This is a genomic window from Allobosea sp. (genome assembly GCF_017308015.1).
Lineage (GTDB): Bacteria > Pseudomonadota > Alphaproteobacteria > Rhizobiales > Beijerinckiaceae > Allobosea.
The window spans coordinates 32,618-50,741 of the sequence record NZ_JAFKFW010000030.1 but is presented as its reverse complement, the minus strand read 5'-3'; the positions used below and the strand labels follow the sequence as shown (position 1 = coordinate 50,741).

Genomic DNA, 18,124 nt, shown 5'->3' with positions numbered 1-18,124 from the left:
ATGTCTGCAATCTGGCGATCTCGCAACGTCTGGAATTGGCCCAGCGTACGTCGACAGATCGCTTACGATCCAGATTGGGGTTGCTTGCACCCCAGCGGCCTCCTTGCTGGCGTCTAAGCAACTGCATCCATCAGTGCTGCAAACAGAGTAGCGTCGGCATGACGACCACGGCCGTTCGGCCCCTGGCTATCGCTCCAGGCCGCCCATTTCACGATGACGATCCCTTCGGTCGAATTAATCGAAATCGACTGCCCGGCATTGCCGAGTGCGTAGAACATCGAACCAGCTCCGCGCAACGGCACCGGGTCGCCGAAGGGCGTGCCTGGATCGACGGCTCCCGCGCGAACCGAGTTGACGTCTTGGGCAACATGGAGCCACCATTGAAAACCATATGGTGCGCGTTCCTTCAGCGAGGCCTCGGAGGGTTTGGTCGCTTCCGAAAGCCACCAGGACGGCAGGACCTGCGTTGTTCCGATCGAGCCGCCTTCGAGAATGAACTGCCCAAAGCGCGCATAATCACGCAAGGTCGCTCCTATACCCGACGCCGTGAACGTCGTGCCGCCATCAGCTTCCGTGTTCCAGAAACCATCGGCTTCCATGCCGAACGGCTTCCAGATCTTCTCCGAGAGGTAGGCTGCCGGGCGCTTTCCTGTAGCCCGTTCTACGACGATGCCGCACAGGATGGAATCCAGAGACGAATAATAAAAGACGCTGCCGGGGGGAGTCCTCTGCTTCGGCACACGATTGGCCACCTTGTTGAGCAGGCGAAGAAAGGAGCCGATTTCACGCCTGACGGTGCACGCCTGGAGCGCATACACGTCGGCATTGGGGTCTTTGTAGTCTTCGATAAAGGGCACGCCCGAGACCATCTGGAGGACTTGGCGCAAGCTGACGCCATCGTAGAGGCTGTCTTTCAGCTCTGGCACATACTTCGAGACAGGATCGTCCACGGCATCGATCGCGCCATCCTGGATGGCGGCCCCGACCAGCGTCGACGTGAAGGACTTGGCCATCGAGCGCGACGCCCAACGCGTCGAGGCGTCGTTGCCATGGGCATATTTCTCCAGGACGATCTTGCCGCCCTTCAGCATGATCAATCCGGTCGCCTGGTTGTCATCGAAGTAGCCGTCGAGCGTCAGGGGCTTGCCTTGGTAGGTGTAGCTGACATCGATGTTCGCCGCCGTTTCAAGCGGACGAACATGCTCCCCCGCCGAGATGACATCCCGCGGAAACAGATGGTGCATGTTCCGGTGCGCGACGAACTTCTCGGCGGTTGTCCATCTCAGCTGATCTTCGGGCTTCGGCAACACGACCTGGTCCTGCGTCAGAACCGACGTGAGATCGCGGCGGGCGATACGGGACATGGAGCGTCTCCTGAGCTGGAAGCTTCGGCTTCGGGTTTGCGACCTACAGGTCTTTCGCCATTCTCGGGTCGAGCGCTTCCCTCAGGCCGTCGCCGAGCAGATTCACGCTAAGCACGCAGAGCGACAGGAAGAGCGCCGGAAAAAGCAGCATCGTCGGCCGGATCTGCCAGAATGTCCGGGCATCGGCGATAATGTTACCCCAGCTTGGAATGATGGGAGGAAGGCCTGCTCCGATGAAGGAGAGGATCGACTCCGCGATCAGGGCCGCCGCGCAGACATAGGTCGCCTGCACGGATAGCGGCGCGACGGTGTTCGGAAAGATGTGCCTAATCGCAATCCGGCTCGTGCTGGCTCCAGCCACGATAGCGGCATCGATGTAAGGTTCTTCGCGGATCGACAGAACCACGCTGCGCACGAGGCGCGATGTCCGTGGGATCTCGGCGACCGTTATGGCGACGATCACGGTCAGAAGGGACCCTCGGATCAGCGCGACGATCGCGATCGCCAGCAAGATCGAGGGAATGGACATCATTCCATCCATGATGCGCATGATGATCGCGTCGAACCTGCGAACGAACCCCGAAATGGTCCCGATGATCACGCCGCACACGGACGCGAAAAAGGCGACCGACAGGCCCACGATCAGAGACACCCGGCTGCCGTAGATCACGCGCGAATAGATGTCGCGGCCGAGCATATCGGTACCGAACCAGAACTCGGCCGATGGTGGCTTCAGTCGATTGGCGGGGTTGAGCTGCGCGGGATCGACGGTTCCCAGGAACGGCGCGAAGATTGCGATCAAGGCCAAGACGACGAGCAGCGCGCTGGGAAATGCGATCAGCGTGTTGCGGCTCATATAGCGGAGCAATCGGCTGCCCATGGTGCGCCGAGCCGCCAGGGGGAGGGTCATGGTCAATAGCTGATCCTCGGATCGAACACCGTGTAGAGCAGATCGACGATGAGATTCACGAAGACGTAGCTCGCTGAGAAAATCAGGACGACGGCCTGGATGACAGGGTAGTCCCGCCCCATGATCGCATCGATCGTCAGACGCCCAAGCCCCGGGAGGGCGAAGACGCTTTCGGCTACGACCGAACCGCCGATGAGCAGGGCCACGCCTGTGCCCACTACCGTCACGATCGGAACGGCCGCATTCTTGAGCGCGTGCCCGAACAGAAGCGACCGATCAGCGACACCTTTTGCCCTGGCCGTGCGGATATAGTCCCGCGACATCGTCTCAAGCATTGTTGCGCGCGTGATGCGGGCGATGAGCGAAATATAGACCAGACTCAGAGCGAGAGACGGAAGGATGATCCCGCGGAGCCATGGCAGGACGCCGTTCTCGATGCGTGCGTAACCCTGAACGGGAAGCCATGACAACTGCAGACCGAATGTGTAGGCGAGAAGGTACCCGGTGACGAAAACCGGCAGCGAGAACCCGCCGACGCACAAGATCATGACGGCTCGATCAATTAACGAGCCTCGTTTCCACGCAGAGAGAACGCCCAGCGGCACGGCGACGCTCACCGAGATGACGAGGGTCGCAAGCATCAGCGAGACGGTCGGCTGAATGCGCTGGGCGATCAGATTGCTCACGGGCGCGCCGCTGAGAACGGACTTCCCGAAGTCTCCTCGCAGAACATCCCAGAGCCAGTGTCCGAAGCGGACGTAGATCGGCAAATCCAGGCCAAGCTGCTGGCGTATGCGCTCCACGACCGCCGGCGTTGCCTGATCGCCGGCGATCATGAGAGCGGGATCACCCGGTGTGATGTAAAGCAGGCCGAAGATCAGCACTGCCACGATCAGCATCACCGGGATCGTGGAAAGGCATCTCTTCCCAATATAGAACATCATCTCGCGAGGAGCCCGTTATCACTGTGTTGCGACGGACTAGGTCCGTTTCACGCCCCAGAACTTGGCGAAGCCCGGCGCGAAGCCCTGGAGATTAGAGCGTGCCAAGCCAGGCGCCTGGACCTCACCGATCGGGACGTATGGGATGTCTTTCCAGGCTTGGAGCTGGATTTGCGACGCGATCTCTTTCTGCGCGGCGACGTCGGTCGAGTTGAACCACTCCTCGGTGAGCTGCTCGATGCGAGAGCTGTCAGGCCAACCGAACCAGCCGTCCCGGCCGTTCGCACGCGCCAGGAAGTTCGTCGCCGGATCGAGGAAGTACTCGGAATCCGCCCCGACGAAGAAGCATGCCCAACCGCCCTTCTCCGGCGGTTCCATGCTTGCGCGGCGCTGCGAGACGGTTCCCCAGTCCAGGGACTGGAAGTCGACGTTCAGCCCCATCTTCTTGAAAGTGCTTTCCGCGACCTGGCTGGCGGCGAGATTGCGGGGAGTGTCCGTCCCGACGAGCATCACCATCCGCTCGCCCTTGTAGCCCGCCGCCGCCAATTCGCTCTTGACGTTGTCGAAATCGGTCCTGCCGCGGAAGGCCTCCTTAATACCTGCGTCCGTTTTCATGGAGCCCAGATAAAGTCCGATATCGTCGCGCCACTCGCCGCCCCCGCCGACCGCTTGCATGATCGACTTGCGGTCGATGCAGCTAAGCAGGATCCGCCGGATTTCAGGGTTGTTGAAAGGCGGATAAAGATGGTTGAGCCGGAGGAACATGACCTGACCGCCGGCCGGCACGATCTTCATGCTCGGATTGCCCTGCACGATCGGCAGGAAGTCCGGCAAGGGGGACTCCCACCAGTCCATTTCGCCGCTTTGGATCGCGGCGAGCGCGGTCGATCCATCCGGGATGACATGCCACTCGACGCGGTCGAAATGCACGGTCTTCGGGCCGGAGCTGAAGCCGACCTCGCCGCTGGCGCGGGGCGTGTACTTCTTGAATTTCTCGTAGGCGACGAGAGCGCCGGGACTGTAATCCTTCGCGACGAAGGAGAAAGGCCCGCTGCCGATGACTTCGGTCACAGCCTTGGACGGGTCCGTCAAAGCAAGGCGCTCCGGCATGATCACGGCGATGTTGGAGCCGACCTTACCCAGCGCTGCCGGCAGGAGCGCGAAGGGACGCTTCAGGCGGAAGCGCACCGTCTTGTCGTCGACTGCGAGCAACTCGTTGGTTCTGCTGAACAGGGTCTTTCCGAATGTGTCGCGCTTGCTCCATCTATTCAGGCTGGCGACGACATCCTTGGCACGGACCGGCTCGCCGTCATGGAAGAACAGCCCGTCGCGCAACTTGATTGTCCAATCCAGACCGTCGGCGGACACCTCGTGACCTTCAGCCATTTGAGGCTGAGGCGCGAAATTGCTGTCGAGCCCGTACAGCGTGTCATAGACCATGAAGCCATGGAGACGCGTAGGCGCCGACGTGTTCGCGATCGGATCGAGGATCGCAAGACTAGCGCCAGGAATGAACTTCAGCACCGACGCCGGCTGAGCAACCGCGAACCGGGGCAAGCTCGCGGCGGCAGACGCAGCCAGGCTACCTTGCAGGAACGTACGTCTCTTCATCACTTCCTCCCTGGACTTGGGCTTGTTGTTGGCGGTTTTCGCCCTTGGCCCATTGAATGTTTTTTGGAGTGCCAGCGCGTGCGATGGCGCCATAGAGCTGCTCCGCCGGCATTGCAGCTTGCTGGATCCGGCGAACGTCCGTCAGAGCATCGAGGTCTATGCCCGTTCGATAACCCTTCCTTTCACAGAGAAAGACGAGGTCCTCGAAAACTGCGTTACCCGTCGCACCGGGCGCGAATGGGCAACCACCTAGGCCGCCAAGTGAGCCGTCCAGAATCCGGCATCCCGCGTCGAGCGCGGCGGATGCATTTGCGATCGCCATCCCACGCGTGTCGTGCAGGTGAACGAAGAAGCGACCTGAGCCAACGATCTGGTGGACCGCCTTTGACAGTTCGAACACCTGATCGGGGCCGGCAAAGCCAACCGTATCCGCGATTCCGACCAGATCCGCGCCAGCCTCGAGGCATCGTTCGACGAGCTCGACGACCTGCGCGGACTTGACGTCACCGGCGATCGAGCATCCGAACGCCATCGCGATGCCCACAGAGACGAGAGCCGGATGTCCTGTCGCGTTGCGCTTGGCGACAGCCGCCCGGACGAGATCGATGGCTGCGGAACGCGATCGGCGGATATTCGCCTGGCTGTGTTCTTCCGTCGCCGAGACCACGCAGGCAATTTCGGCGATGCCAGTCGCGAACGCGTCATCGATGCCGCGCTCGTTCAGCACAAGTGCCGAGGCATGGAGGTTCGGCCGATCCCGGAAGAACTCCAGGAGACCGGCCAAATCAGCAAACTGAGGAAACCGGCCGACCGGAAGGAACGAGCCGACCTCGAAGTGCGTGACGCCGGCCGCGCATTCGCGAGCGAGCCAATCCAGCTTCTGATCCGTCGATGGCCATGCTTTGACGAGTTGGAGGCCGTCGCGCAGTCCGACTTCGCGAAGGACGATCCGATCGGTCGGATAGGTCACTTCCACCGACATCAAATCGCCTCGCCGTGGGCGCGGGCGCGTCGTGCTATCAGCTCGGCCAGCACTTCTTCGGTGTGCTCACCGATCTTCGGAGGATCGCGCCTCTTTTGCAGACGCGCGCCGCCGAACGTGAAAGGCAATGCCGGCGTCTTGACCTGGTGACCGCCATCGGTGGTCAGGTCCATCAACCCGCCCGACGCATTGAGATGAGGGTCGCCGAACAGATCGCCGGGTGTGTTTACCGGTGCGAACGGAAGCCCGAGCTGTTCCAGAATCTGGCTGATCTCTTCGCTGCCGTATCGAGCGATGATGCCCCTGATCTCGGGAATGATCCAACTGCGGTTATCGACGCGCCCCTGACTGGTTGCAAGGCGCGGGTCGCTCAACCAATCTTTTCGATCGAAGGCCTCGCAGAAACCGACCCAGTGCTCCTCACCGACGATCGAAACAAAGATCTTCTCGCCGCCCTTGGTATCGAACAGGTCGTAGACGGGCCAGGGGGCCTCCTTCACGGACCATGGTTGAGAGCGCTGCCCTGTGACGCTTTCAAACATCATGGCCTGGGCCATGAGAAAGACGTTGTTCTCGAAGAGGGCACTCTGGATGTAAGTCCCCATGCCTGTCTTCTCGCGCTGCGCCAGGGCTGCCTGGATCGCGATGACCCCGAACATCCCGCCCATGATGTCGTTGACCGACGCGCCCGCGCGCATCGGCCTGCCGGGGGGGCCGGTCATATAGGCAAGCCCGCCCATCATCTGAACGACCTCGTCCAGAGCCAAGCGGTTCTCATAAGGGCCGGGCAGGTAGCCCTTGAGCGAACAGTAGATGAGCCGGGGAGCTTCCGGCGCCAAAGTTTCATAATCCAGACCGAAGCGCCCGAGGAGACCCGGGCGGAAATTCTCGATGAGAACGTCAGCATCCAAAGCAAGCTGTCTGGCTGTCTCTCGGCCTTCCGGAGTCGCAGTATCGACCACGACGCTGCGCTTGTTGCGGCTGTAGGTATTGAAGAAGCCCGAGGCCACGCCCTTGAAGATACGTGTCCGATCCCCTTTTGGCGGCTCAACCTTAACGACATCAGCCCCGAGATCGGCGAGGATCATGCCGCAGGAGGGCCCCATGACCATCTGCGAGAACTCAACGACGCGCAGGCCCTCCAATGGCAGCGGATTCATATCACCTGCCTTTAATCGAGCCGGGAGCAGCGCTCGAACCACGGCCTCCCGCCGGGCCTCGCCGCGTTTCATCACGGGGAGTAGTTTTCATAACCGCCCTAGTCCAGTTTTTGTAATTTATCCATTCAAATTACAAAAACTGGACTACAATTGTCAATGTGTTTCAGGCCCGCTTGGGGGGCGGGCCCTGATATCGTCGAAGCTGGCGATCTTGCCTGCGATTGCGCTGGCCGCGACGGTGAAAGGACTCGCCAGCCAAACCTGACCAGGGCCCGAACGGCCGGAAAAATTGCGGTTGATCGCTGAAATCGTCACCTGATCGCGCGTAGTCGAAGAGCCAGGACCGCAATTCGCACATGCGCCGCAGGCCGGCTGCATGAGCTCAGCGCCAACGGCACGGAAGGCGTCGAGATATCCTTTCGCCTTGCAGTAGTCGCGAACATCGATGGTTCCGAACTGCAGGATCAGAGTGACGCCTGGCGCCACCTTCATTCCCCTGGCAGCCGCCCAGGCGAGAACCTCGTGGTAGTTGTCGAAGTCTTCACGCTTCCCGGCCGTGCACGAACCGCCATAGGCGATATCGATCGTCACAGGCGTCGTCAGCGTCGACAGGTCGATGCCATTGCCGGGATCTCCCGGCTTCGCCACCATCGGCGCCATGGCGGAAACATCCAGGACAATGCGCTCCGCATAATGGGCGCCCGGATCGCTTCGCATCCAATCCTCGACGACGAAATCGAAGCCTCTGCGCTCGCGGATGAAGCGCGCCGTCTCGTCATCCGGCGCGACCAGCCCCGCGAACCCGCCCAATTCAGCGACCATGTTCGTCAGCGTGGCCCGCTCGTCGACCGACATTCCGGCAATGGCCGGGCCTGCGAACTCGAAGGCCCGGCCCACGCCTGCGCCCGACCGGATCGAAGGCAACGCCAGCAAGTGCAGCACGACATCCTTGGCGGTCAGGCCACGTGGCCTGTCTCCCTCCAGCCAGATCAGGATGCTTTCGGGCATTGCCATCCGGACAGCGCCAGTAACGAAGCTGTTGGCGATATCCGTTGTTCCCACCCCGAAGGCGACGCATCCAAGGGCGCCCGAATGAGGCGTGTGGGAATCAGTGCCGGCGATCAGTTCTCCCGGCAACGCGTAGCGCTCAGCCATCAGGGCATGAGAGATGCCCTCCGAGCCCGGCCCGCCCTTCAGATAGCCATGATGGCGCAGGCCATGCTCCTCGACGAATGCACGATGCGCAGCCGACAGCTCTCGGATCTGCGGCATGAGATGACGATGTGCCGGGCTCAGATGAGTATACGAATAGTGATCCTCGAAAACCAGGATCGATGACGGATCGCTCAGACTGAGCGCCTGCCCGAACTCGCGGTGGAGCATGTGCCGGGCCATGGCCGTGTAGATGTCGTGGATAAATCGGATATCGGCCCGCACGAAGCCGCTGTCGCCGATTTCCCTGACTGCCGGCGTGTCCATCGTCCTGATCGCATGGCGATGCACGATCTTCTCAAAGAGCGTGCGTGGAGCAAGGTCAGACGGAACCTCCACCGCCTCGATGGGAGCAAGCTGTTGCCGCCCGTAGCCAAGCAGACCTCCGGCGCGGAGAATGGACTGTGCGAGCGCGTCTCGCCCAACCAGCAATTCGTCGACAGAGATCGCCTCGCCGGCTTGAATCCGCCCGATCAAGGAAAAATCGGTCGACGTAAACAATCCGACATTGTCGGCGTTCTGACGGTAGATCCGCTCGAAGCTTTGCGCGATCACGAGCCTGATACCGGCCATGCGCTCGGCAACCGGGGCGTGCTCGCGGGAGGATCCCTTGCCGTATCGGCTCCCGGCGACAATCGTGGAGAAGCCGCCGCTCTCGAGTGCTCCTAACCCGATCGGATTGTCGTCTCCGGCCCTGAAACCGATATGAGCATGGGATGCCAGACGTTCGTCGAAGAACGCTAGTGACGGGATCGGCGTAATTTCGTCAGTCGAGATTTCGGAGCGCAACGGGCGGCAGTCGTCGAGAGACAGGTCTCCACCGTCAAGCTGACGCCTGACGCACTCGGGATCACATGACAAGAACAGAACGCGACGCCCAATCTCAAAAGTGGTCATCGACTGACTGCCCCGATCATCGGTGTTCCACTTCCACCCGCGAGAGCTTTTCCGTGCCTCGGATTGTCACTCTGCCGTTCCGGGTTATTTTTGTTATTTGTAGCCGAAAATGACAAATTGACGAGCGTTTGTCAATGAGACGTCAGGATATGGTATCAGAGGCCAAACTGGCTTGGGCGAGCAGATATGAGCGCAGATTTAAAGGTTTCGCCGAAGACATTGGAACTGGTCGGGCAAATCATCCAGATCGCGCGAAGCGACAACATTCGCCGTGGCGAGCGGCTGTTTCCCCACCGCTTCGCCAATCGCCTCGGAGTCTCTCGCGGACCGGTTCATAGCGCGATGCAAATCCTGGTGACCAAGGGAATTGCCGAGGCTGTCCCGAACAAGGGCTTCGTTCTGGTTGATGAGCTCGACACCGCAACTGCGCTCGAAGCGCTGGGGAGTGCGGATGACGAGAGCGAGGCTCACTATCTGAGAATTGCACGGGATCGCTTGAACGGCGCACTCCCGGACGTCGTCAGCGAAGCCGAACTCATGCGGCGCTACGAACTGAAACGCGCGGCGGTCTTAAGGTTATTGGACCGGATTGCTTCGGAGGGTTGGATCGAACGTTCGCGTGGTTATGGTTGGCGCTTCACCCAGACACTCAACAGCGCGCGATCTTACGCTGAAACCGGCAGGTTGCGCATGATGATCGAGCCCGGCGGCATTCTCGAACCCGCTTTCCAATGGCGCGCCGATCTCATGGTACCTGTGCGAGAGCACCAGCAGCGCCTGCTCGAAAACCCCGGCCGCTTCACCCCTCCGGAGCTTTTTCGCTTCGGATGCGAGATTCATGAGGCCGTCGCCGAGTGCTCGGGGAACGCGGTACTGTTGGAGACATTAAAGCGCCTCAACCGACTCCGTCGCCTGTTCGCATACAGCTTCATCACCGATCTGCAGGTGGAAAAACATGCTCGGGAGCACCTAAAACTGCTCGATCTGCTAGAGACCGGACAGCATTCCGATGCTGCGGAGCTTATGAAGCATCATCTTCGCTGGAGCGGTGGCGGAGACCAGATCGGATAGCTCGGGGCTGTCTCGGTTGATCCGCACAGTTTTGGGGCTTTGGCTAAGCGGGTTTCGGCCTTGGTTATGCTGCCGCCGGGATTGTCTGCAGCGCCTTGAAGCAAGCATGGTCCGGCGCCTGCCGGACCAGCCCCTGATGAGATCTCCGGCCGTTGTCGGAGTCGAGAGACCGACCGATCGAGGCGCGAGCCCCGACACGCTGGCATCGGCGCGCAGGTAGGGGAAGATCGCGTGCCCCGGCGCCCGCTTCGAGGCCTGCGGCTTTCAATAGAGCGCCTCGATGCCCTGCGCTTCGCCAGCGTGGCGGCGTGTAGCCGCCCGGCGACATGCCCCTCGGCATCGAGCAGGCTCTGCAACATCCGGCCGCCGGCGAAGCGATAGTCCAGATGCAGGGCGCCGATCCGGCGCATCAGAGCCGGATCGGCAGCGGGAACCGCGCGAGGCACAGACTAAACGCTGCCCCGGTCATCCCAAGAACCTTCGCCTGCCGGCTGAGTGGCAGATCTCTGCGACAAATCCCAGCGCAGCGACGGTACCTTCAGCCGATTCGATTTCACCTATGACCACACCCGCAATCCCGAAACCTGCCGGGCGGGACGCATCCGGAGCTCAATGGAGAGATCGTGGGCGACATAACCACATACGGGCGGCGAATAGCGGTTGCCTGAAGAGCGGATCACTTGGAAGGTGTTTCCGAGAAGGGCGTCCGGTTCCGTCCTTTCGGCAACCTGAAGTTCGGTGCTCAGCCGCATGCGGATATTGCTGGTCGAGGATAATCGCGAGCTTGCCGACTGGCTGGCCCGGCTGCTGCGCAAGAGCCGCTATGTCGTGGATTGCGTCCATGACGGCGTCGACGCCGATGCCGCGCTGGCGACGCAGACCTACGATCTGGTCATCCTCGACATCGGCTTGCCCAACATGACCGGCCTCGAATTGCTGCGCCGCTTCCGGCACCGCCGGGGCCAGACGCCAGTCATCATCCTCACCGCCAACGATGCCGTGTCGAGCCGTGTCGCCGGGCTCGACGCCGGCGCCGACGACTATCTGGTCAAGCCGTTCGAGCCCGACGAGCTGGAGGCCCGAATCCGGGCCCAGTTGCGGCGTCGACAGGGCAGCCGCACGGTAAGCATCGCGTTCGGCCCGCTGGTGATGGCGACGGATGCGCGCCAGTTCACGCTCGACGACGTGCCGCTCGACCTGACGGCGCGGGAATACAGCGTGCTCGAAGCGCTCCTGCTCGCCGGCGGACGCGTCGTCTCGAAGGCGGCTTTGACCGGGACGGTGTTCGGCCTCGACGACGACGCCACCGACAATGCGCTGGAGATCTATGTCCATCGCGTCCGCAAGAAGCTCGGCGACAGCAGCGTCTCGATCGGCACGCTGCGCGGCCTTGGCTATGCCCTGAGGCTGGCGGAGTGAGCCGGAGCCTGCGCGCCGAACTCCTGGCCTGGCTGCTTTTGCCGCTGGCGGCGGTCGTCGCCTTCAATGGCTGGAGCCTGCACCGCGACGCCATGCGGACGGCCGACCTGATCACGGACCGCACATTGCTAGCATCCGCTCGTGTCATCGCCGAGCAGGTCAAGGAAGCCGATGGGCGGGTCGAGGCCCTGATCCCGCCTTCGGCTCTCGAGATGTTCGCCTCACCCGAGCGCGACAAGGTGATCTACCGGGTGCTGTCGCCTTCGGGCGAACTGATCGCCGGTTTTCCCGATGTCGTCGCACCGCCCGCGCAGCCACGCGGATTGGAGCCGGCCTATTACGAGGGCACGTTCCGCACCGAGGCCATGCGCGCCGTCGCCCTGGCCCAGCCGGTCATCTCAAAGGTGGATGGCGGCAACGCGCTGGTGATCGTCGCGACGACGCTTCACGGCCGCGACCGCCTCGTCGACGAGATCTGGCAGACCTCGCTGCGGGACCAGCTCCTGCTCGTCGGCATCGCGGCGCTCCTGACGCTGTTCGGATTGCATCGCGGCCTCGCGCCGCTGCTGCGGCTGCGCGACGAATTGCGCAGTCGCGATCCGGAATCCCTGAAGGCGCTCGACCGCAACCGAGTGCAGGGCGAGCTCAGGCCCGTCATCGACGCGCTCAACCATGCGCTCGACCGCGTGCAGGCCTATATCGCCCTGCAACGGCGCTTCGTCGCCGACGCGTCGCACCAGCTCAGGACGCCGCTCGCGGTTCTGAAGACGCAGGTTGCGATGGCGCGCCGTGACGATGATTCGCAGACCCGCCACGAAGCGCTCGCGGCCATCGATGGCCGCATCGACAGTATGGCCCGGCTGGTGAACCAGCTTCTGACCCTGGCCAGGGCCGAGCCCGGCGGCGCCGCCCTGCGCAAGGACGTCCTCGATTTCAACGAGGTCACGCGCACTGCGCTGGAGAGCCTCGCCGGCATCGCCTTCGACCGTGCGATCGACCTGTCCTTTGAGGCTGCTACCGCTGCCCTGCCGGTCCGTGGGCATGTCACGCTGCTGCGCGAGCTGGTGCTCAACCTCGTCGAGAACGCGCTGCGCCATATTCCGCAGGGCAGTGCCGTCGCGGTGAAGCTGGAGCAGGGAGAGGCCGGCCTCCTGCTCGTCGTCGAGGACAACGGCCCGGGCATTCCAGAGGCGGATCGCGAGCGGGTGTTCCAGCGCTTCCATCGCCTCGCGGCCGCGACGGTCGAGGGAACCGGGCTCGGACTCGCCATCGTCAGGGAGATCGTCACCGCCCATGACGGGACCATCGCGCTGATGGAAACGCAGCCCCCGCCGGGGCTGCGCGTCGAGGTCAGGTTGCCGGCCGCTCCCGGAGAGATGCCGGCAGCCTAAGGCTGCGATCGCTACGCCTCGTTCCGGAGGCGTAGCGATCGATCTTTTGTTTTACCGCATTTTCTTCACGCGAACCGGTCCCACTTCGCTCGAAAATACTTCAGTGCTGGTCCTGCAGCGGCGCCGGGCGCCAGGTCGCGAGCCGGCCTTCGACCCAGGTCATCAGGTATTCGGCAGCGAGCGCCACGACCATGATCACCACGATCGCCGCATACATGCCGGCCGAGTCGAAGGTGCCCTTGGCGATGTTGATCAAGAGGCCGATGCCGTGGCGCGAGCCGACGAACTCGCCGACGATGGCGCCGATGATGGCGAAGCCGAAGCTCACATGCAGCGAGGCGAAGATCCAGCTCATCGCGGATGGAATCACCACCGAGCGTGTGAGCTGCCAGCCACGCGCGCCGAGGATCTGTGCATTGGCCATCAGGTTCCGGTCGGCCTCACGCACGCCCTGGAAGGCGTTGGCGAAGACGACGAAGAACACCATGATGAAGGCCAGCGCCACCTTGGAGCCGATGCCGAGCCCGAAGATCATGATGAAGATCGGCGCCAGCACGACGCGCGGGATCGAGTTGAACACCTTGATGTAGATCGAGAAGATATCGGCCAGCATCCGGTTGCGGCCGAGTGCGATCCCGACGACGATGCCTGCTATGGAACCGATGACGAAGCCGAGCATGGCCTCTTCCATCGTGACGTAGAGATGGAGCCAGAGCGGGCCTTCCGAAGTACCCTCGACCGTCCATTCGACGAGGCGGCTCCAGATCGCGCTCGGGCTGGAGAAGAAGAACTCGTCGATATAGCCGAAGCGGGCGCCGAATTCCCAACTGCCGAGGATGGCGAACAGGATGGCCCAGCGCCAGAACAGCACCTTGTAATGCCGGTTGCGGGCGGCCTTGGCCGCGGCGGCCTCGATCTCGGCGTCGGATGTGCCCGGCGCGAAGGCGGTGGGCGCGGTGAGAGCAGCATCGGTCATTGTGGCTCTCCTCAAGCTGCGCGGGCTTCGTCGCGGGCGGTGCCGCGCTCGACCTCGGCGCGCAGGTCATCCCAGATGCGGCGGGAGAGCTCGATGAAGTCGCCCTGGTAGCGGATCTCGCTGACGACGCGCGGGCGCGGCAGCTCAACCGGATAGACCGCTCTCACAGTGGCCGGCCCCGCGGTCAGCACATAGACCTTGTCGGCCAGCGCGATCGCCTCCTCGAGATCGTGCGTAACGAAGATCACGGAGGCCTTGGCCTCCGACCAGAGGTTGAGCAGCACCTCGTGCATCACGACTCGAGTCTGCACGTCGAGCGCCGAGAAGGGCTCGTCCATCAGCAGCACCTGCGGCTCGTTGATGAAGGTCTGCGCCAGCGAGACGCGTTTCCTCATGCCGCCCGAAAGCTGGTGCGGATACTTCGTCTCGTGGCCGCTGAGATGGACGCGGGCGAGCCATTCGCGCGCCTTGGCATAGGCCTCGTCACGCGGCTTGCCGCGAAAGAGCGGGCCGGCGACGACATTGTCGATGACGTTGCGCCAGGGGAACAGCGCATCGGTCTGGAAGACGAAGCCGATGCGCGGGTCGATATCGGTAACCGGCTGGCCGAAGAGCCGAACCTCGCCGCTCGAGGGGCGGGCGAGACCTGTGACGAGGTTCAGCGTCGTCGACTTTCCGCAGCCCGTCGGGCCGACCACGGCGACGAACTCGCCGCGCGCCACGCTCATGTTGAAATCCCGGATCGCCGTCATCGACTTGCCGTCCGGGGTGATGAAGCGGCGCGAGACGTTGATCAGTTCGACGACCGGGCTGCCGGCCGCGTCGGTTGCAGGCATGGAGCCTCCTTCGCCGCGATGGCGGCGTCACGGGTGCGCGCTCGATGGAAAGCAGGAAATGAAGCGGCCGGGCTGTCCCCGGCCGCCGCGGCGCGCGTTACTTCGCGGCCTTCACGAACTCGGTCGTGTAGGTCTTCGACAGGTCGATCTGCTTGCCCTTGATGTTCTTCGAGAAGCCGGAGAGCACGGCAAGAACCGTCTCGGGGCCACCCTGCGGCATCACGCCATCGACGGTGAACATCGCCTTGCCGTCGGCCAGCGCCTTCACATAGCCGTCCTTGTCGCCGACGTAATAGTCCTTCGGCATCTTGTCGGCGATGTCTTCAGCGCTGTGAGTGTTGATGTATTTGAGCGTCCGGACGAAGGCGTTCGCCAGCTTTTGCACGGTCGGCTTGTTCTTCTCGACCCAGGCTGTGGGCATGTAGAGCGAGGCGGCCGGATAGGTGCCGCCGAGCGCGGCCTTGGTCTTCTCCATCGTGCGCATATCGACGAGGATGCGTGCCTCTCCGGTCTTCAGCATGCGCGAGATCGTCGGCTCCGTGGTCATGCCGGCCTGGATCTTGTCCTGCTGCATGGCGGCGATGAAGGTGGCGCCGGCTCCGACGGGCACGGAGGTGAAGTCGCTGAGCTGCACGCCAGACTTCACCATCAGATACTGGGTCAGGAAATTGGTGGATGAGCCGAGGCCGGTCACACCGAGATTCTTGCCCTTGAGGTCGGCCATCGACTTCACGTCGGGATACTTGCTCGAAACAAGTTCGACCTCGCCGGGAGCCTGGCTGAACTGGACGACGGATTCGACGAACTTGCCCTTGGCCTGCAGGTCGACGCAGTGGTCGTAGAAGCCGACCACGCCCTGGACCACGCCGGCGAGCATCTCGTTCTCGGCATCGACGCCGGCGGCCTCGTTGAGCAGCTCGACATCGAGACCCTCATCCTTGAAGTAGCCGAGGCTCTCGGCCAGCTTGGCGGGCAGGTAGATCTGCTTCTCGTAGCCGCCGACCATGATGGTGACCTTGTCGGCGGCGAGCACCGCGGTCGAACCGGCAAGGGCCGATGCGAAGGCGAGCGAATAGATGGCGGCACGGATGCGCATGGGCAGGCTCCTTGGTTTCACGTCCTCTCGCCCGGCACCGCTCTCGGGGGCGGCTTGGTGGCGATGGCCATGCCCTAGCCCGCCAAGCTTTCACCAACCTTTCGGCCGTGGAGCGAGCAACGAGCCTCTCCCGACCTCGTGGAAGCCGGTCAGGCGTCGACCGGGCCACACCAGCCGGGGAGATAGTCGGCATCGCTGCTGCGCGCGAGCTTCAGCGCCTTCCGGACGGCCTTCTCAAAATCGGCATCGACCTGCTGGCGGGTGAGGCGCCGCCTGAGGAAATCGGCCCAGAGGAACTCGGAATAGGGCGTCGTGTCCTTGGCGAAGCCGCCACAGCGGCGTAACTCCCCGGCCAGCGAGCGATAGGGGTCGTCGACGAGGTCTCCGATCTTCTTCGGAATGGCATCGGTGGCGCAGCGCCGCCCCTTGCTGTCATAGGGATGCACCCAGTTCCGGTGCTCGCACACGGTCCAGAACGACGCCTGGGTCAGCGAGGAGATATCGGCGATCACGTTGACGAGGACCTTGGCCTGCCCCTCGTCATGGAGCGCACGGACCAGATGATGATGGTCGATGACGTAAAGCCGGTTCTTGGGACCCTTGATCACCGGGATCATGTGCCGGCCCAGGAAATCCTGCGCCTCGCCGCCGTCCCGTTCGCGCCAGATCCGGCGCTTGTCCTCGACCTCCCTGAGGCCGACGGTCATCTGGGTCGGACGCAGTTCCGTGATCCGCACCGGCTGCAGGACGGGTTCTCGAAGTGTCATCGCGCTCACCCGACCCGTTCGAAGTTGACCATATGCTGCAGGGGGATGGCGGATGTCAGCCGGACCCGTATCTTGTCGCCGGGCTTGCCGCCCGGTCCGCGAATGCGGGCGACTACGGGCAGTTCGCAGAGTTGCATGCGCAGCCCGTGCTCGTCCGCATCGGTCACCACCGCCTCAAAAATGGTGCCTTCGCTGCCCTGAAGCATCAGGGCCTCGGCGAGATCGATCACGTTTCGGTCGATCTGCCCGTCGCGCGCATCGGCCCGCGCCATGACCGCCGGCAGTTGTTCGAATGCGGCCGATACAGCCGGCGGTACCGGCTTGCCATTGGCTACCGCGAGCGCAGCGCGCACGACATAGCGATCGGCCAGGCGGCGCAGCGGCGCCGTGGCATGCGCATAGGTCGCCGCCATCGGCGCATGCCACGGCACGATGCCCTCGCGATAGGGAACATAGCTCGCCCCGCCGCTGGTCCGCCGCACCGCCAGCATGAAGGCAGCGTGGCTGCTGTCGGCGGGGTCAAGCGTTTTCTCGAACTGGACGAGCGTCTCCATGTCCGGCCATGACAGCCCCAACGCCCGAGCGGTCTGGCGCAGGCGCTGGACGGCCTGCTGGTCCGGTTCCGGCATAACCCGGAACAGACCGGTCCGTGCCGCCAAGAGCGCGTCGGCAATCGCGATATTGCTAGCCAGAGACAAGGTCGCGTTCTGCTGTTCGGAACGCAGACGCGGGCGGAAGAGCAATTGGTAGCGGCCGTTGCCGAGTGCATCGACCTCCTGCTCGGGCGGGTCGACGCGCGATGCGCCGCGCCGGCTTTCGGCCGCCTCGATGCGCCGGGCCAGTTCATCGAAACCGGGCGGTAGCTCGGACGCGCTCACGCTGTCGTAGGCGAGCTTGGCCGTGCTGCAGATCACGGCCCGCTCGGCGCCGTCGAGATGGACGTTGCCATCGGCGTCGACCCGGGTGGTGAAGATCACCGCCGGTCGGGGGACAGCAGGCAGCAGGCTCGCGGCCCCCTCCGCGAGTATCGGCGGATACAGCCCGGCCTTGCCGTCCGGCAGGTAGATCGTCGTGCCCCGCTGCCACGCCTCCCGATCGATCGCGTCGCCATCCTCGACGAACCAGGCGACATCGGCGATGGCGTAATGCAGTAGCAGGTCGCTGCCGCTGCGCTCGATCGCAAAGGCCTGGTCGAGATCGGTCGAGGTCGCCGGGTCGAGCGTGACGAAAGGCCGGCCGGTGCGATCGACATGTGCGGTCGGCGCGCGACCGGCAGCGCTTTCCGCTGCAGCGAGAACAGCGGGTGGAAACCGTTCCGGCACATTGAACTGCCGGCGGATCGCGGCCAGTCCACCGACCAGTGCATGGGGGGTGTCGATGAGCGTCTTCATCCCGTACGGCCGGCCTCCACCTGTCGTTCGGCTGGCTGCGAAGGCGCCAGCGTGAAGACATACGAACTGCTATAGTTGCAACCGTTTGGGCTTCGCATGC

At 63.2% G+C, this 18,124-nt stretch carries 15 protein-coding genes and 1 pseudogene; 3 read left to right on the top strand and 13 right to left on the bottom strand.

All coding sequences use genetic code 11. From position 1 onward, the window contains the following. Positions 1-113: 113 nt before the first annotated feature. The 7 genes from J0I42_RS20795 to J0I42_RS20765 form a co-directional block, all read right to left on the bottom strand. Entirely contained in the window at positions 114-1,364 is a 1,251-nt protein-coding gene (locus J0I42_RS20795; protein WP_291657644.1) for a serine hydrolase domain-containing protein, read from the bottom strand. Positions 1,365-1,407: 43 nt separating this feature from the next. Further along, positions 1,408-2,244 carry an ABC transporter permease gene (locus tag J0I42_RS20790; protein WP_291657668.1) on the bottom strand — a complete coding sequence of 279 codons (837 nt, stop codon included), beginning with the start codon at positions 2,242-2,244 and terminating at the stop codon, positions 1,408-1,410. Between the two features lie 32 nt (positions 2,245-2,276). After that, a complete protein-coding gene (locus tag J0I42_RS20785; protein WP_291657643.1) occupies positions 2,277-3,218 on the bottom strand; it encodes an ABC transporter permease in 942 nt (313 codons plus the stop codon). Positions 3,219-3,254: 36 nt separating this feature from the next. Beyond that, positions 3,255-4,826 carry an ABC transporter substrate-binding protein gene (locus tag J0I42_RS20780; protein WP_366509857.1) on the bottom strand — a complete coding sequence of 524 codons (1,572 nt, stop codon included), beginning with the start codon at positions 4,824-4,826 and terminating at the stop codon, positions 3,255-3,257. Beyond that, on the bottom strand, positions 4,798-5,811 hold the full coding sequence (locus J0I42_RS20775) for a beta/alpha barrel domain-containing protein (protein WP_291657641.1): 1,014 nt from the start codon (positions 5,809-5,811) through the stop codon (positions 4,798-4,800). Before J0I42_RS20775 ends, J0I42_RS20780 begins: the two co-directional genes overlap by 29 nt. Then, complete coding sequence (locus J0I42_RS20770) at positions 5,808-7,040, bottom strand: CaiB/BaiF CoA transferase family protein (protein WP_291657666.1); 1,233 nt, start codon at positions 7,038-7,040, stop codon at positions 5,808-5,810. Before J0I42_RS20770 ends, J0I42_RS20775 begins: the two co-directional genes overlap by 4 nt. 81 nt (positions 7,041-7,121) lie before the next feature. Then, positions 7,122-9,077, bottom strand: a complete 1,956-nt coding sequence (locus tag J0I42_RS20765; protein WP_291657639.1) for an aconitase family protein — start codon at positions 9,075-9,077, stop codon at positions 7,122-7,124. 186 nt (positions 9,078-9,263) lie between these two features. Here J0I42_RS20765 and J0I42_RS20760 point away from each other — a divergent pair, with 186 nt between their 5' ends. Then, on the top strand, positions 9,264-10,148 hold the full coding sequence (locus J0I42_RS20760; RefSeq protein ID WP_291657637.1) for a GntR family transcriptional regulator: 885 nt from the start codon (positions 9,264-9,266) through the stop codon (positions 10,146-10,148). Positions 10,149-10,415: 267 nt separating this feature from the next. Here J0I42_RS20760 and J0I42_RS24115 read toward each other — a convergent pair. After that, positions 10,416-10,653 (bottom strand): annotated as a pseudogene (locus J0I42_RS24115) (IS3 family transposase); the annotation flags it as partial. 245 nt (positions 10,654-10,898) lie between these two features. Between J0I42_RS24115 and J0I42_RS20750 the strand changes: the two are divergent. Both J0I42_RS20750 and J0I42_RS20745 read left to right on the top strand, forming a co-directional pair. Further along, on the top strand, positions 10,899-11,567 hold the full coding sequence (locus tag J0I42_RS20750; protein ID WP_291657635.1) for a response regulator: 669 nt from the start codon (positions 10,899-10,901) through the stop codon (positions 11,565-11,567). Next, positions 11,564-12,958 carry a sensor histidine kinase gene (locus tag J0I42_RS20745; protein WP_291657633.1) on the top strand — a complete coding sequence of 465 codons (1,395 nt, stop codon included), beginning with the start codon at positions 11,564-11,566 and terminating at the stop codon, positions 12,956-12,958. The genes J0I42_RS20750 and J0I42_RS20745 overlap by 4 nt, the downstream gene beginning before the upstream one ends. 100 nt (positions 12,959-13,058) lie before the next feature. On the opposite strand, the gene J0I42_RS20740 is transcribed toward J0I42_RS20745, so the two are convergent. The 5 genes from J0I42_RS20740 to J0I42_RS20720 form a co-directional block, all read right to left on the bottom strand. Then, complete coding sequence (locus J0I42_RS20740) at positions 13,059-13,934, bottom strand: ABC transporter permease (protein WP_291657632.1); 876 nt, start codon at positions 13,932-13,934, stop codon at positions 13,059-13,061. An 11-nt stretch (positions 13,935-13,945) separates the two neighbouring features. Next, positions 13,946-14,770, bottom strand: a complete 825-nt coding sequence (locus J0I42_RS20735) for an ABC transporter ATP-binding protein (RefSeq protein WP_291657631.1) — start codon at positions 14,768-14,770, stop codon at positions 13,946-13,948. Between the two features lie 97 nt (positions 14,771-14,867). Further along, positions 14,868-15,866 carry an ABC transporter substrate-binding protein gene (locus J0I42_RS20730; protein ID WP_291657629.1) on the bottom strand — a complete coding sequence of 333 codons (999 nt, stop codon included), beginning with the start codon at positions 15,864-15,866 and terminating at the stop codon, positions 14,868-14,870. Positions 15,867-16,015: 149 nt separating this feature from the next. Beyond that, positions 16,016-16,633, bottom strand: coding sequence for a ParB-like protein (locus J0I42_RS20725; RefSeq protein WP_291657627.1), 618 nt, complete (start codon positions 16,631-16,633; stop codon positions 16,016-16,018). A gap of 5 nt (positions 16,634-16,638) precedes the next feature. Further along, complete coding sequence (locus tag J0I42_RS20720) at positions 16,639-18,024, bottom strand: RNB domain-containing ribonuclease (protein ID WP_291657625.1); 1,386 nt, start codon at positions 18,022-18,024, stop codon at positions 16,639-16,641. Positions 18,025-18,124 lie beyond the last annotated feature (100 nt).

What these genes read in the sequence shown, in the direction of transcription:
- J0I42_RS20795 (WP_291657644.1), bottom strand. Translation starts at nt 1,364, where the DNA reads ATGTCCCGTATCGCCCGCCGCGATCTCACGTCGGTTCTGACGCAGGAC.
- J0I42_RS20790 (WP_291657668.1), bottom strand. Translation starts at nt 2,244, where the DNA reads ATGGGCAGCCGATTGCTCCGCTATATGAGCCGCAACACGCTGATCGCA.
- J0I42_RS20785 (WP_291657643.1), bottom strand. Translation starts at nt 3,218, where the DNA reads ATGATGTTCTATATTGGGAAGAGATGCCTTTCCACGATCCCGGTGATG.
- J0I42_RS20780 (WP_366509857.1), bottom strand. Translation starts at nt 4,826, where the DNA reads ATGAAGAGACGTACGTTCCTGCAAGGTAGCCTGGCTGCGTCTGCCGCC.
- J0I42_RS20770 (WP_291657666.1), bottom strand. Translation starts at nt 7,040, where the DNA reads ATGAAACGCGGCGAGGCCCGGCGGGAGGCCGTGGTTCGAGCGCTGCTC.
- J0I42_RS20765 (WP_291657639.1), bottom strand. Translation starts at nt 9,077, where the DNA reads ATGACCACTTTTGAGATTGGGCGTCGCGTTCTGTTCTTGTCATGTGAT.
- J0I42_RS20760 (WP_291657637.1), top strand. Translation starts at nt 9,264, where the DNA reads ATGAGCGCAGATTTAAAGGTTTCGCCGAAGACATTGGAACTGGTCGGG.
- J0I42_RS20750 (WP_291657635.1), top strand. Translation starts at nt 10,899, where the DNA reads ATGCGGATATTGCTGGTCGAGGATAATCGCGAGCTTGCCGACTGGCTG.
- J0I42_RS20740 (WP_291657632.1), bottom strand. Translation starts at nt 13,934, where the DNA reads ATGACCGATGCTGCTCTCACCGCGCCCACCGCCTTCGCGCCGGGCACA.
- J0I42_RS20735 (WP_291657631.1), bottom strand. Translation starts at nt 14,770, where the DNA reads ATGCCTGCAACCGACGCGGCCGGCAGCCCGGTCGTCGAACTGATCAAC.
- J0I42_RS20730 (WP_291657629.1), bottom strand. Translation starts at nt 15,866, where the DNA reads ATGCGCATCCGTGCCGCCATCTATTCGCTCGCCTTCGCATCGGCCCTT.
- J0I42_RS20725 (WP_291657627.1), bottom strand. Translation starts at nt 16,633, where the DNA reads ATGACACTTCGAGAACCCGTCCTGCAGCCGGTGCGGATCACGGAACTG.
- J0I42_RS20720 (WP_291657625.1), bottom strand. Translation starts at nt 18,024, where the DNA reads ATGAAGACGCTCATCGACACCCCCCATGCACTGGTCGGTGGACTGGCC.